Origin of the sequence: Pseudomonas inefficax, from assembly GCF_032164165.1 — a bacterium.
Lineage (GTDB): Bacteria > Pseudomonadota > Gammaproteobacteria > Pseudomonadales > Pseudomonadaceae > Aquipseudomonas > Aquipseudomonas inefficax.
On record NZ_CP134401.1, the window covers coordinates 3,653,152 to 3,666,725 of the forward strand.

The 13,574-nt window shown below is 64.6% G+C and carries 10 protein-coding genes; 9 read left to right on the plus strand and 1 reads right to left on the minus strand.

All coding sequences use genetic code 11. The annotated features are described in order from the left end of the window. Positions 1-135: 135 nt before the first annotated feature. The 8 genes from mreB (at position 136) to tldD (ending at position 11,233) form a co-directional block, all read left to right on the plus strand. The gene (mreB, locus tag RIN61_RS16465) at positions 136-1,173 is read left to right on the plus strand and encodes a rod shape-determining protein MreB (protein WP_003255163.1); all 1,038 of its coding nucleotides are present in this window, start codon (positions 136-138) and stop codon (positions 1,171-1,173) included. A 225-nt stretch (positions 1,174-1,398) separates the two neighbouring features. Beyond that, a complete protein-coding gene (mreC, locus tag RIN61_RS16470; RefSeq protein ID WP_243432236.1) occupies positions 1,399-2,394 on the plus strand; it encodes a rod shape-determining protein MreC in 996 nt (331 codons plus the stop codon). Then, the gene (gene mreD, locus RIN61_RS16475) at positions 2,394-2,882 is read left to right on the plus strand and encodes a rod shape-determining protein MreD (RefSeq protein ID WP_015269051.1); all 489 of its coding nucleotides are present in this window, start codon (positions 2,394-2,396) and stop codon (positions 2,880-2,882) included. Before mreC ends, mreD begins: the two co-directional genes overlap by 1 nt. A 33-nt stretch (positions 2,883-2,915) precedes the next feature. Beyond that, positions 2,916-3,515, plus strand: a complete 600-nt coding sequence (locus RIN61_RS16480; protein WP_112250762.1) for a Maf family protein — start codon at positions 2,916-2,918, stop codon at positions 3,513-3,515. A 54-nt stretch (positions 3,516-3,569) separates the two neighbouring features. After that, positions 3,570-5,027, plus strand: coding sequence for a ribonuclease G (gene rng / locus RIN61_RS16485; RefSeq protein ID WP_112250764.1), 1,458 nt, complete (start codon positions 3,570-3,572; stop codon positions 5,025-5,027). Between the two features lie 82 nt (positions 5,028-5,109). After that, a complete protein-coding gene (locus RIN61_RS16490) occupies positions 5,110-8,931 on the plus strand; it encodes a YhdP family protein (RefSeq protein WP_313852908.1) in 3,822 nt (1,273 codons plus the stop codon). Positions 8,932-8,939: 8 nt separating this feature from the next. After that, complete coding sequence (locus RIN61_RS16495) at positions 8,940-9,791, plus strand: carbon-nitrogen hydrolase family protein (RefSeq protein ID WP_112250768.1); 852 nt, start codon at positions 8,940-8,942, stop codon at positions 9,789-9,791. 2 nt (positions 9,792-9,793) lie between these two features. After that, on the plus strand, positions 9,794-11,233 hold the full coding sequence (gene tldD / locus RIN61_RS16500) for a metalloprotease TldD (RefSeq protein WP_313852910.1): 1,440 nt from the start codon (positions 9,794-9,796) through the stop codon (positions 11,231-11,233). Between the two features lie 139 nt (positions 11,234-11,372). Here tldD and yjgA read toward each other — a convergent pair whose 3' ends face one another. Further along, a complete protein-coding gene (yjgA, locus tag RIN61_RS16505) occupies positions 11,373-11,894 on the minus strand; it encodes a ribosome biogenesis factor YjgA (protein WP_085623972.1) in 522 nt (173 codons plus the stop codon). A gap of 108 nt (positions 11,895-12,002) precedes the next feature. On the opposite strand from yjgA, the gene pmbA reads away from it, so the two are divergent. After that, the gene (pmbA, locus tag RIN61_RS16510; protein ID WP_215520310.1) at positions 12,003-13,349 is read left to right on the plus strand and encodes a metalloprotease PmbA; all 1,347 of its coding nucleotides are present in this window, start codon (positions 12,003-12,005) and stop codon (positions 13,347-13,349) included. Positions 13,350-13,574 lie beyond the last annotated feature (225 nt).

Genomic DNA, 13,574 nt, shown 5'->3' on the forward strand with positions numbered 1-13,574 from the left:
CTAACGGCCGCGAAATTCTGCTGGCTTGCTCGGAAAAACAGCCAATTTAACATATTGGCTCCTTGCCCAAAATCCCTGCCATTGTTAGAGTTTGCCGCACTTTTTTACCCACGCTTTCCCCAGGGTCACTTTCCCATGTTCAAGAAACTGCGTGGCATGTTTTCCAGCGATCTGTCCATCGACCTGGGTACTGCCAACACCCTTATTTACGTGCGTGAGCGCGGTATCGTCCTGAATGAGCCCTCGGTTGTTGCCATCCGTACCCATGGCAACCAGAAAAGCGTCGTCGCCGTCGGTACCGAAGCCAAGCGCATGCTGGGCCGTACGCCTGGCAACATTGCTGCCATTCGTCCGATGAAGGACGGCGTCATCGCCGACTTCAGCGTCTGCGAAAAAATGTTGCAATATTTTATCAACAAGGTTCACGAGAACAGCTTCCTGCAGCCGAGCCCGCGCGTGCTGATCTGCGTGCCGTGCAAATCGACCCAGGTAGAGCGCCGCGCCATCCGCGAGTCGGCCCTGGGTGCCGGTGCCCGTGAAGTGTTCCTGATCGAAGAACCGATGGCCGCCGCCATCGGTGCCGGCCTGCCGGTCGAGGAAGCCCGCGGTTCGATGGTTGTCGATATCGGTGGTGGTACCACTGAAATCGCGCTCATCTCCCTGAACGGCGTGGTCTATGCCGAATCCGTCCGCGTTGGCGGCGACCGCTTCGACGAAGCCATCGTCACCTACGTGCGCCGCAACTACGGCAGCCTGATCGGCGAGTCCACCGCCGAGCGCATCAAGCAGGAAATCGGTACCGCCTACCCGGGCGGCGAAGTACGCGAAGTCGATGTGCGCGGCCGCAACCTGGCCGAGGGCGTACCGCGTGCCTTCACCCTGAACTCCAACGAAGTGCTCGAAGCGCTGCAGGAATCCCTGGCGACCATCGTCCAGGCGGTCAAGAGTGCCCTGGAGCAATCGCCGCCCGAGCTGGCCTCGGACATCGCCGAGCGTGGCCTGGTGCTGACCGGTGGTGGCGCGCTGCTGCGTGACCTGGACAAGCTGCTGGCGCAGGAAACCGGCCTGCCGGTGATCGTCGCCGAAGACCCGCTGACCTGCGTCGCCCGTGGCGGTGGTCGCGCCCTGGAGATGATGGACAAGCACGCGATGGACCTGCTCTCCAGCGAGTGATCCCGCTCGCTGTCACGAGCGCCCGGTTTACAGGTAGCACACACAGTGCTACCTGTATGTGCTGGGCTGGCGCCCGTTCCGGGCGCCTTATCCGTCAACCCGCAACCAGGCTGGTGCGTTGTCCCATGTCCAATGACCTCCTGAGTCGTTCACGAGGAACGGCCCATTAAACCGCTTTTCTCCAAGGGCCCTTCGCTGGGCGTTCGCCTGCTCGTCCTGGTGGTGATGTCGGTCGCGTTGATGGTTGTCGACGCGCGCTTCGACGTGCTCAAGCCAGTGCGCAGCCAGATGGGCCTGGTGCTGATGGAGTCGTACTGGATCACCGACCTGCCGCAGCGTGCGTGGCAAGGTGTGGCCGGCCAGTTCGGCAGCCGCACGGAACTGATCGCCGAAAACGAAAAGCTCAAGACCGAAGCCCTGCTGCTGCAGGGGCGCCTGCAGAAGCTGGCGGCCCTGACCGAGCAGAACGTGCGCCTGCGCGAGTTGCTCAACTCCTCGGCGCTGGTCAACGAAAAGGTCGAAGTGGCCGAGCTGATCGGTGTCGACCCCAACCCTTTTACCCACCGCATCCTGATCAACAAGGGCGAGCGTGATGGCGTATTCCTTGGCCAGCCGGTGCTCGATGCCCGTGGCCTGATGGGCCAGGTGGTCGAGCTGATGCCGTACACTTCGCGGGTACTGTTGCTGACCGATACCACCCATAGTATCCCGGTGCAGGTCAACCGCAACGGCCTGCGCGCCATCGCCAGCGGCACCGGCAACCCGGAGCGACTGGAGCTGCGCCATGTGGCCGATACTGCCGACATCAAGGAAGGCGACCTGCTGGTCAGTTCCGGCATGGGGCAACGGTTCCCGGCCGGTTACCCGGTGGCCACGGTCAACGAGGTGATCCACGATTCCGGCCAGCCGTTCGCCATTGTTCGTGCCATCCCCACCGCCGCGCTCAACCGTAGCCGCTACATGCTGCTGGTGTTCAGTGACCGGCGTACCCCGGAGCAGCGCGCCACCGAGGCCGGTATGGCCCAGGAAGAAGCTGACCGCAAGGGCACTTCGGCCCCAGGCCAGCCGGCCACGACAGACGAGCAGGGTGCGCCTGCCGGTAGCGCGCCTGCCACACCAGCGTCCCCGGCAACCCCGGCTGCGCAGCCTGCAGTTCCGGTAGCCGCACCTGCCACGCCGGCTGCAGCGCCTGCCGCACCCGCCCAAACCCGGAGGCAATGATGGCTGCATCACGCCGCAACAACGGCTGGGTCATCTGGCTGACTTTCGCCATCGGCCTGCTGCTCAGCGTCTCGCCCATGCCGCAGTTCATGGAAGTGTTCCGGCCCATGTGGCTGGCCTTGCTGGTGTCGTTCTGGACCCTCGCCGTTCCGAACAAGGTCGGCATGACTACAGCGTTCGTGCTGGGCCTGGCCGAGGATGTGCTGTATGGCACCCTGCTGGGGCAGAACGCGTTGATCCTGACTCTCATCACCTTCCTGGTGTTGTCTCTGCAACAGCGCCTGCGCATGTTCCCCATGTGGCAGCAGAGCCTGGTGATCCTGGTAATCTTCGGCATCGCCCAGCTGATCCAGTTGTGGCTCAGCGCGCTCACCGGCAACCGCCTGCCCACCCTGGCGCTGGTCTGGTCGGCGGTGATCAGTGCCTTGCTCTGGCCGTGGATCAGTTTCGCCCTGCGCGACCTGCGTCGACGCTTGCATATCAACTGACGGCGCCGCCGCGACTGACAGGGAGATGTCTGCATGAACCCGCTATACCTGGCTTCCGGCTCGCCCCGTCGACGTGAACTGCTGACCCAGATCGGTGTGCCGTTCACCGTCATCAGTGCCCCCATCGATGAAACCCCGCTGCCCGATGAAGGTGTTTCGGCCTACGCCGTGCGTCTGGCACGTGCCAAGGCCGAGGCAGGCTTTGCCCGATTGCGTGGCCCTGGCGTGGTATTGGCTGCGGATACCGTGGTATCGGCACGCTGCCAGATTCTCGGCAAACCCCGTGATCGGGAACATGCCCTGGCCATGCTCGCCGAACTGTCCGATGACCATCATCAAGTGATCACTGCAGTGGCCGTGACCGATGGCACGCGCTGTCTCGACGTGTGCGTCGGCACCCATGTGTATTTTCGCGCTATCAGCCCACAGGAGGCTGAGCGCTACTGGGCTACCGGCGAACCGCTGGACAAGGCTGGAGGCTATGCAATCCAGGGCTTGGGTGCGGTTTTCGTCAGGGAGCTGATTGGCAGTTATTCAACCGTTGTCGGCCTTCCACTGTTCGAAACCGCCCGCTTGCTGGAGGCGTTTTCCATTCCATGCTGGCAGCAACACGAGGTATCAGCACCGCGCTAGCCAGCTACCCGACCGCGATCCATCATTACCGAATACCTTTGACGAGAGCCTGCCATGAGTGAAGAGATCCTGATCAACATCACCCCGATGGAGTCGCGCGTGGCGGTGGTGGAAAACGGGGTGCTGCAGGAAGTACACGTCGAGCGCACCCAGCGCCGGGGCATCGTCGGCAATATCTACAAAGGCAAGGTGGTACGCGTGCTGCCGGGCATGCAGGCGGCCTTCGTCGACATCGGCCTGGAGCGCGCGGCGTTCATCCATGCCTCGGAAATATCCCAGCGCGAAGGCTCGGCGGTAGAGAACATCACCGCGCTGGTGCATGAGGGGCAAGCCCTGGTTGTGCAGGTGACCAAGGACCCGATCGGCACCAAGGGCGCGCGCCTGACCACCCAGCTGTCGATCCCGTCGCGCTACCTGGTGTACATGCCGCGCAGCAGTCATGTCGGCATTTCCCTGAAGATCGAAGACGAAGCCGAACGCGAGCGCCTAAAGCAGGTGGTCAGCGGCTGCATGGAAAGCGAGAACATCAAGGACGCCGGTGGCTTCATCCTGCGTACCGCCGCCGAAGGCGCACGCGCTGAAGAGATCCTGCAGGACATTCGCTACCTGCGCCGCCTGTGGGAGCAGATCGGCACCCAGATCAAGACCTGCGGCGCGCCGACGGTCATCTACGAGGACCTGGGCCTGGCCCTGCGCACCCTGCGCGACCTGGTCAACCCGAAGATCGAGAAGATCCGTATCGACTCGCGGGAAACCTTTCAGAAGACCACGCAGTTCGTTGGCGAGCTGATGCCGGAAATCGCCGACCGCCTCGAACATTACCCGGGCGAACGGCCGATCTTCGACCTGTACGGCGTCGAGGACGAGATCCAGCGCGCGCTGGAGCGCAAGGTGCCGCTCAAGTCCGGTGGCTACCTGGTGGTGGATCCGGCTGAAGCGATGACCACCATCGATGTGAACACCGGCGCCTTCGTCGGTCATCGCAACCTTGAAGAGACCATCTTCAAGACCAACCTCGAGGCCGCCACCGCCATCGCCCGGCAACTGCGCCTGCGCAACATTGGCGGCATCATCATCATCGACTTCATCGACATGGAAGACGAAGAGCACCAGCGCCAGGTGTTGCGCACCCTGGAAAAGCAGCTGGAGCGTGATCACGCCAAGACCAACATCATCGGCATCACCGAGCTGGGCCTGGTGCAGATGACCCGCAAGCGCACGCGGGAAAGCCTGGAGCAGGTGCTGTGCGAACCCTGCCTGGCCTGTCAGGGGCGTGGCAAGCTGAAAACCCCCGAGACCATCTGTTACGAAATCTTCCGCGAAATCCTGCGCGAGGCCCGTGCCTATCAGGCCGAGGGCTACCGCGTGCTGGCCAACCAGAAGGTGGTCGACCGGCTGCTGGATGAAGAGTCCGGTAACGTTGCGGAGCTGGAGGCTTTCATCGGCCGAACCATTCGTTTCCAGGTGGAGTCGATGTATTCGCAGGAACAATACGATGTGGTGCTGCTCTGAGGCCTTCTGAAATGCGCCGCGGGTGGCCCGGGCTGGAAAAACCGGGACGACGGGCCATCATGGATAAACGACCTGGAGGGCCATGGCCATGGGACGTCTGACCCGCGTTCTTGTCGCCTTGACCCGCTGGGGGTTGGGCGCTTGCGCCCTGCTGGCGGTACTGGTGGCGCTGTATGTCAGCCTCGGTCGCGAACTGGTGCCGTTGGTGGCCGAGTATCGCGCCGATGTGGAGAGCAAGGCCGAGCAGGCATTGGGCCTGCCCGTGCACGTGGGGGCCCTGGAAGGCCGCTGGAGCGGCCTGGCACCTGTGCTGCGGGTGCGCGACCTGCAACTGGGCGAGGGGGCCACGGCCCTGCGCCTGGACGACGTCAAGCTGGTCCCAGATGTCTGGGCCAGCCTCACCGCCCGCGAAGTACGCCTGGCGCGCATTCAGTTGGGCGGCCTGCAACTGATCCTGCGCGAGAACGAGCAGGGCGCCTGGAACCTCGAGGGCCTGCCGAAGAAGGACGATGCGCCGCTCGACCCCGCCGAGTTGTTGCAGCGCCTGCGCCAGTTGGGCCGCATCGATGTGTTCGACAGTCAGGTCACCTTGCACCCCTGGCAGCGTGACCCGTTGACCCTGACCTATGTAAGCGTCGGCCTGCAGGCCGGAGCTTCGCGCCATGCCCTGGACCTGCGCGCGACCTTGCCCGATGGCCAGCCCCTGTCGCTGAACCTGCGCAGTCGTGCGTCGGCCAACGCCTGGCGCGACGGCCAGGTCGAAGCCTACCTGAGCCTGCCACAGAGTGACTGGGCGCGTTGGCTACCGCCACGCCTGCTGGGCCAGTGGCATGCCGACGCCCTGCGGGCGGGAGGCGAGTTCTGGGTCGACTGGAGCAAGGGGCAGTTGCAGCAGGCCGTTGTACGCCTCAATGCACCGGAGCTGCACGGTGCCTATGCCGGGCGCAAGGCGGCCAAGCTGAACAACCTGGCACTGGGCGCCTGGTTCCAGCGCCAGGAGCAAGGCTTCGATGTGGTGGTCGATTCCCTGGCCATGGATATCGGCAAGACCCGTTGGGAGTCGCATCTGCAATTGCAGCAGCGCCCCGGCGAGGATGCTGCTGCGGAAAGCTGGCAACTGCAGGCCGACCGCCTGGACCTCACACCGTTGACACCGCTGATCGATGCCCTGGCGCCGCTGCCGGACAAGGTCATGGCCGTGGTCGATGGCCTGAACGTGACCGGCGCGCTGCGCAATGTGCGCCTGGAAGCCCGGCCCAAGGCCGAGGGCGACCAGCGCCTGCAGTTCGAAGCCAACCTGGAGAAGGTCGGTTTCGATGCCTATCACAATGCTCCGGCAGCCGGTAACGTCAGCGGCAGCATCAGCGGTGACCTTGGCCATGGCGAACTGCGCCTCGATACCGATGCGTTCATGCTGCACCTGTACCCGATCTTCGCCAAACCCTGGCACTACCAGAAGGCCAATGCGCGCCTGACCTGGGCCTTGGACAAGGATGGTTTTACCCTGGTCGCGCCATACCTCAAGGTACTGGGCGAGGAAGGCAAGATTGCCGGTGATTTCCTCATTCGCCTGCTGTTCGAGGAGGGCCGCGAAGACTACATGGACCTGCGGGTCGGCCTGACCGAAGGCGACGGCCGTTACACCGCCAAGTACCTGCCCGAGGTGCTCAGCCCCGCCCTCGACGAATGGCTGCGCAGTGCAATCGTCAAAGGCACGGTGGACGAAGGCTACTTCCAGTACCAAGGCTCGCTGAACCATGGCGTCGCGCCGGAAGCCCGCAGCATCAGCCTGTTCTTCAAGGTGCGTGACGCAGCCCTGGACTTCCAGCCGGGCTGGCCGCAGGTGCAGCACGTGGATGGCGATGTGTTCATCGAGGACAGTGGCGTGCGCATCAAGGCCCAGCGCGGCGTACTGCTCGACACCAAGGTCAGCGATGTGAGCGTCGATATCCCGCATGTCGACGAGGGCCAGCAAAGCCACCTGTACCTCGATGGCGACTTCGACGGCAGCCTGGGCGATGGCCTGAAGATCCTCAAGGAAGCGCCAATCGGCACTGGCGAGATCTTTGCCGGGTGGGAGGGCGAGGGGCCGCTCAAGGGCAAGGTCAAGCTCGACATTCCGCTGGCCCGCGGGCAGCGGCCGAAGGTGCAGGTGGACTTCGCCACCGACGATGCGCGGCTGAAGGTGGCGCCGCCGAGCCTGGAGTTGAGCCGCCTGAAGGGTGACTTCAGTTTCGATCTGGACAAGGGCCTGAGCGGCAAGGGCATCAGCCTGCAAGCGTTCGGCAAGCCGGTTACGGCGCAAATCACCGCCGAAGGCCAGCCCGGGCAGATGCAGACCCGCGTCAACGCCAGCGGCCAGGTGTCACTCAAGGCTCTGACCGACTGGCTGCAGTTCAAGCAGGCCTTGCCGGCTTCCGGCGACTTGCCGTACCAGTTGCAGGTCAGCTTGGGTAGCCGGGACAACCGCCTGCGTGTCGATTCCAGCCTCAAGGGCCTGGCCATGGACTTGCCGGCGCCCTTCGGCAAGGCAGCGGGTGATACCCGTGACACCCGTTTCAGCATGACCCTGCAGGGGCCGGAGCGGCGCTTCGATGTCGCCTACAGCGACCTTGCCCGCTTTGCCTACGCGGCACCGGCCGACAAGCTGGGCCAGGGCCGCGGCGAGTTGCTGCTGGGCACCGGCGACGCCCAGGTACCTGCCGGCCAGGGGCTGCGAGTGCGTGGGCACCTCGAGACGCTGGACCTGGCGCCCTGGCAGGAACAGGCAGCGCGCCTGGCCGGCGGCGACCCGGGCGGTAGCGCGCGGCAGAACCTGCAAGGCGTAGACCTGAGCATCGGCCAGCTGAAAGCTTTTGGCCTGGACCTGAACCAGGCTGTGGTGCGCCTGGCCCGTGGTGGCCCCGCCTGGGACTTGCGCCTCGACAGCAAGGAAGTCATCGGCAACGCCCGGGTGCCGGATGCCAAGGGCGCGCCAATGGTGGTGCGCATGCAGACCTTGCGCCTGCCCGCCGCCAGCGCCGCGGAAAAGCAGGCCGAGGAGGGCCCGGACCCGCTGGCTTCGTTCGACCCGCGCAAGGTGCCGGCGCTGGACTTGAGCATCGACAAGCTCTATCGCGGGGACGACCTTTACGGCAGTGCATCGCTCAAGCTGCGGCCGACCGCGCGTGGCGTGACCGCCAGTGATATCGACCTTGACTTCAAAGGCCTGCGTATTGATGGTGGTGGCGGCTGGGAAGGTGAGCCGGGCCGCACCAGCAGCTGGTACAAAGGGCGCCTGGACGGCAAGAACCTGGCGGACGTGCTCAAGGCCTGGGGCTTTGCCCCTACAGCGACCAGCCGCGACTTCCGTCTGGATGTGGATGGCCGCTGGCCGGGTTCGCCGGCCTCGGTGAGCCTCAAGCGGTTCTCCGGCAGCATGGATGCGGCGCTGCGCACTGGCCAGTTCGTCGAGGTCGAAGGCAGTGCCCAAGCGCTACGGGTGTTCGGCCTGCTGAACTTCAACTCCATCGGCCGGCGCTTGCGCCTGGACTTTTCCGACCTGTTCGACAAAGGCCTGGCCTACGACCGGGTCAAAGGCTTGCTGGTGGCCAGTAACGGAGTCTACGTGACCCGCGAGCCAATCGCCGTGACTGGCCCGTCGAGCAACTTCGAGCTGGACGGTACCCTGGACCTGGTAAGCGACCGGGTCGATGCCAACCTGCAGGTAAGCCTGCCGGTGACCAACAACCTGCCGCTGGCGGCCCTGATTGTCGGCGCGCCGGCCGTGGGCGGGGCGCTGTTCCTGGTCGACCGGCTGATCGGGGACCGCGTGTCGCGCTTCGCCAGCGTGCACTACCGTGTCGAAGGTCCGGTGAAAGAGCCTAGAATCACATTTGTGAAACCTTTCGAGAAATCCCGCTAGGAGTGCCCATGAAGGCAGCTGTAATCCAGATGGTCAGCCAGGACGATGTGCTGGCCAACCTGCAGCGTGCCGGTGCCCTGCTGGAGCAGGCCGCGCTTGGCGGTGCACGGCTGGCCGTGCTGCCGGAAAACTTCGCCGCCATGGGCCGCAAGGACGCCGCTGCCATCGGCCGCGCCGAAGCGTTGGGCGAAGGGCCGATCCTGCCATGGTTGAAACGCACCGCCCGCGACCTCAAGTTATGGATTGTCGCCGGTACCTTGCCATTGCCACCGGTCGGCCAGCCCGAAGCCAAGGCGCATGCCTGCTCGCTGTTGATCGACGAACACGGTGAGGTGGCGGCACGCTATGACAAGCTGCACCTGTTTGATGTGGACGTTGCCGACAACCGTGGCCGCTACCGCGAGTCCGATGACTACGCCCACGGCGCCCAGGTGGTGGTGGCTGATACGCCGGTGGGGCGGCTGGGGCTGAGCGTGTGCTACGACCTGCGCTTCCCCGAGCTGTACAGCGCACTGCGTGCCGCCGGCGCGGAACTGATCACTGCACCGGCCGCCTTCACTGCGGTAACGGGCGCGGCGCACTGGGAAGTGCTGGTACGCGCCCGGGCCATCGAGACCCAGTGCTACCTGCTGGCTGCGGCGCAAGGCGGGACTCACCCGGGGCCACGGGAAACCCATGGCCATGCGGCGATCGTCGACCCCTGGGGGCGCATCGTCGCGGAACAGGCGCAAGGTGAAGCGGTACTGCTCGCCGAGCGCGACATTGACGAACAAGCGTCCATCCGGGCGCGCATGCCGGTGGTATCGCACCGGCGCTTTTTCTCGCAGGGCGCGTTGCGGCCTGCGCACACCTCGGAGTGACTATGAGCCAGATGTTATCCACCGTCAGCGAGCAGCTCCTGGCCCCAGGCGGCTTGACCCTGGACAGCCTGCAGAGCGTGCTGGGTGAGTTGGCCGGCCCCGGCATCGACGCCGCCGACCTGTATTTCCAGGGGCAGATCTCGGAAACCTGGGCGCTGGAAGACGGCATCGTCAAAGAGGGCAGTTTCAACCTCGACCAGGGCGTGGGCGTGCGTGCCCAGTCCGGTGAAAAGACCGGCTTTGCCTACAGCAACGCGATCAACCTCGAAGCGCTGACCTCGGCCGCCCGTGCCGCCCGTTCGATCTCGCGTGCCGGCCAGAACGGCAAGGTGCAGGCCTTCCGCAGCCAGGATGTGGCCGCCCTTTATCCGGCGGACAACCCGCTGGATGTGCTCAGCCGTGCCGAGAAGGTCGAGCTGCTCAAACGCGTCGACGCCGCCACCCGAGCCCTGGACCCGCGTATCCAGCAGGTCAGTGTGAGCATGGCCGGGGTCTGGGAGCGCATCCTGATCGCTGCGGCCGATGGCAGCCTGGCCGCCGACGTGCGTCCGCTGGTGCGCTTCAACGTCAGCGTCATCGTCGAGCAGAATGGCCGTCGCGAGCGGGGCGGGCAGGGCGGTGGCGGGCGTACCGACTACCGCTACTTCACCGAAGAGCGGGTCATGGGCTATGCCCGCGAAGCGCTGCGCCAGGCCCTGGTGAACCTGGAGGCGATCCCGGCTCCGGCTGGTACCCTGCCTGTGGTGTTGGGTTCGGGCTGGTCGGGCGTGCTGCTGCACGAGGCTGTCGGCCATGGCCTGGAAGGTGACTTCAACCGCAAGGGCAGTTCGGCGTTCAGCGGCCGCATTGGTGAGAAAGTGGCGTCGAGCCTGTGCACCATCGTCGACGACGGCACCCTCGAAGGCCGCCGAGGCTCGCTGAGCGTGGATGACGAAGGCACCCCGACCGAGTGCACCACGCTGATCGAGAACGGAGTGCTCAAGGGCTACATGCAGGACAAGCTGAACGCACGCCTGATGGGCATGGCGGTGACCGGCAATGGCCGGCGCGAATCCTACGCGCACCTGCCGATGCCCCGCATGACCAACACTTACATGCGTGCGGGTGAAAGCGACCCGCAGGAAATCATCGCTTCGGTGAAGAAGGGCATCTACTGCGCCAACCTCGGCGGTGGCCAGGTGGACATCACCAGCGGCAAGTTCGTGTTCTCGACCAGTGAGGCCTACCTGATCGAAGACGGCAAGATTACCGCGCCGGTGAAAGGGGCAACCCTGATCGGCAACGGTCCGGAGGCGATGAGCCGGGTGTCGATGGTCGGTAACGACCTGGCGCTGGACAGCGGGGTAGGGACTTGCGGCAAGGACGGGCAGTCGGTGCCGGTGGGGGTCGGCCAGCCGACCTTGAAGCTGGATGCGATTACCGTGGGCGGTACAGGGGCGTGACGGCCATCTGGGACCGCTTTGCGGTCCTTTCGCGACGCAAGGCCGCTCCCACAGGGATTGCGCCATGCAGAAATGGCTGTGCACTTACTGTGGGAGCGGCCTTGTGTCGCGATTGGGTCGCAAAGCGGCCCCAGGGTGATCAGCGTAACCCGCGCTGCAGTTCGTCGAGGTCGCGGATGTACTTGAACACTTTGCGCGCGGCGGCAGGCGGCTTGTTCCGCGCCTTCTCGTGCTGGGCATGGCGTACCAGCGAGCGCAGCTGCTGGCGATCGGTGTCGGGGTACTCATTGACGAAGCGCTCGAGGTCTTCGTCGTTACCGTCGATCAGCCGGTCGCGCCAGCGCTCCAGGCTGTGGAAGCGCTCGTTGTACTGGCGAGTCGAGCTGTCCATCTGTTCGAGCAGGGCTTGGATGGCATCCAGGTCCTGCACGCGCATCAGCTTGCCGACAAACGACATGTGGCGTTTGCGGGCACCGTGAGCGGTGTGCTTGCTGGCTTCGGCCAGGGCCTTGCGCAGCTCGTCGGTCAACGGCAGGCGGGCCAGGGTATCGGCCTTGAGCGTGGTTAGGCGCTCGCCGAGTTCGACCAGCGCATGCAGCTCGCGCTTGATCTGGGTTTTGCTTTTTTCGCCGTCGAAGGCGTCGTCGTTTGAATCAACCATGGTGGCAGTCCGCTAGAAATCGCCGCCATGATAACCAGTCGGGGGCCGCTTGTCCGGCCCGGTCGTAGAATGACCCTCGCCGAACGCAGAATTTGAGTGGAGAGAACCATGAGTGCAGTCCAGAGCGTAGGTCCGAAAGACCTGCCAGCATTGCAGGAGCAGGTCGAGGCGATCATCGCCGAGGCGCGCCGCCAGGGGGCCAGTGCCTGCGAAGTGGCGGTGTCGCTGGAGCAGGGCCTGTCCACCACGGTACGCCAGCGTGAGGTCGAAACGGTCGAGTTCAACCGCGACCAGGGCTTTGGCATCACCCTCTATGTGGGCCAGCGCAAAGGCTCGGCCAGCACCTCGGCCAGTGGCCCGGAAGCGATCCGCGAAACCGTCACCGCCGCCTTGGCGATTGCCAAGCATACCTCCGAGGACGAATGTTCCGGCCTGGCCGACGCAGCGCTGATGGCCCGCGAGATCCCGGACCTGGACCTGTACCACGACTGGGACCTCGAGCCGGAGAAGGCCATCGAGATGGCCCTGGCCTGCGAGGCGGCGGCGTTCGACGCTGACCCGCGCATCCTCAACGCCGACGGCACCACCCTCAATACCCACCAGGGCTGTCGCGTGTATGGCAACAGTCATGGTTTCATCGGTGGCTACGCCTCAACCCGGCACAGCCTGAGCTGCGTGATGATCGCCGAAGGCGACGGGCAGATGCAGCGTGACTACTGGTACGACGTGAACCGCCAGGGCAACCTGCTGGCAGACCCGCGTAGCATCGGCGTGCGCGCTGCCCAGCGTGCCGCCAGCCGCCTGGGTGCGCGGCCGGTGCCGACGTGCGAGGTGCCAGTGTTGTTCTCGGCCGAGTTGGCCGGTGGCCTGTTCGGCAGCTTCCTGTCGGCCATCTCCGGCGGCAACCTGTACCGCAAATCCTCGTTCCTGGAGGGGACCATTGGCCAGCGGCTGTTCCCTGCCTGGCTGACCCTCGACGAGCGCCCGCATATTCCGCGGGCACTGGGCAGTGCCGCATTCGATGGCGACGGCCTGGCTACCTATGCCAAGCCGTTCGTCGACAAGGGCGAGCTGGTGTCGTACCTGTTGGGTACCTATTCCGGGCGCAAGCTGGGTTTGCCAAGCACCGCCAACGCCGGTGGCGTGCACAACCTGTTCGTCAGCCATGGGGTCGAGGACCAGGCGGCGCTGATCCGGCGCATGGGGCGCGGGCTGCTGGTGACCGAGTTGATGGGGCATGGCTTGAACATGGTGACGGGGGATTATTCCCGCGGCGCGGCAGGGTTCTGGGTTGAGAATGGCGAGATCCAGCACGCGGTGCAGGAAGTGACCATTGCCGGGAACATGAAAGACATGTTCCAGCAGATTGTCGCGATTGGCTGCGATCTTGAGACACGCAGCAACATTCACACCGGTTCGGTGCTGATCGAGCGGATGACCGTTGCTGGCAGCTGATCTTTAGCCTGTACCGGCCTATTCGCGGGTGAACCCGCTCCCACAAGTAATGCGCAGTCATCAAGTACGGCGCCGTCCCTGTGGGAGCGGGTTCACCCGCGAAGAGGCCGGTGCAGGCAGTAGAGATTTCTCAATGCAACAAAAAAGACCCGGCCCCCACGCCGGGTTTTTTGTTTCATCACCTTCCTCTTGAAGTGATTCTGTTTATCACTTAATAATGAATAT

Coding starts and splice junctions, on each gene's coding strand:
- mreB (WP_003255163.1), top strand. CDS start 136: ATGTTCAAGAAACTGCGTGGCATGTTTTCCAGCGATCTGTCCATCGAC.
- mreC (WP_243432236.1), top strand. CDS start 1,399: ATGTCGGTCGCGTTGATGGTTGTCGACGCGCGCTTCGACGTGCTCAAG.
- mreD (WP_015269051.1), top strand. CDS start 2,394: ATGGCTGCATCACGCCGCAACAACGGCTGGGTCATCTGGCTGACTTTC.
- RIN61_RS16480 (WP_112250762.1), top strand. CDS start 2,916: ATGAACCCGCTATACCTGGCTTCCGGCTCGCCCCGTCGACGTGAACTG.
- rng (WP_112250764.1), top strand. CDS start 3,570: ATGAGTGAAGAGATCCTGATCAACATCACCCCGATGGAGTCGCGCGTG.
- RIN61_RS16490 (WP_313852908.1), top strand. CDS start 5,110: ATGGCCATGGGACGTCTGACCCGCGTTCTTGTCGCCTTGACCCGCTGG.
- RIN61_RS16495 (WP_112250768.1), top strand. CDS start 8,940: ATGAAGGCAGCTGTAATCCAGATGGTCAGCCAGGACGATGTGCTGGCC.
- tldD (WP_313852910.1), top strand. CDS start 9,794: ATGAGCCAGATGTTATCCACCGTCAGCGAGCAGCTCCTGGCCCCAGGC.
- yjgA (WP_085623972.1), bottom strand. CDS start 11,894: ATGGTTGATTCAAACGACGACGCCTTCGACGGCGAAAAAAGCAAAACC.
- pmbA (WP_215520310.1), top strand. CDS start 12,003: ATGAGTGCAGTCCAGAGCGTAGGTCCGAAAGACCTGCCAGCATTGCAG.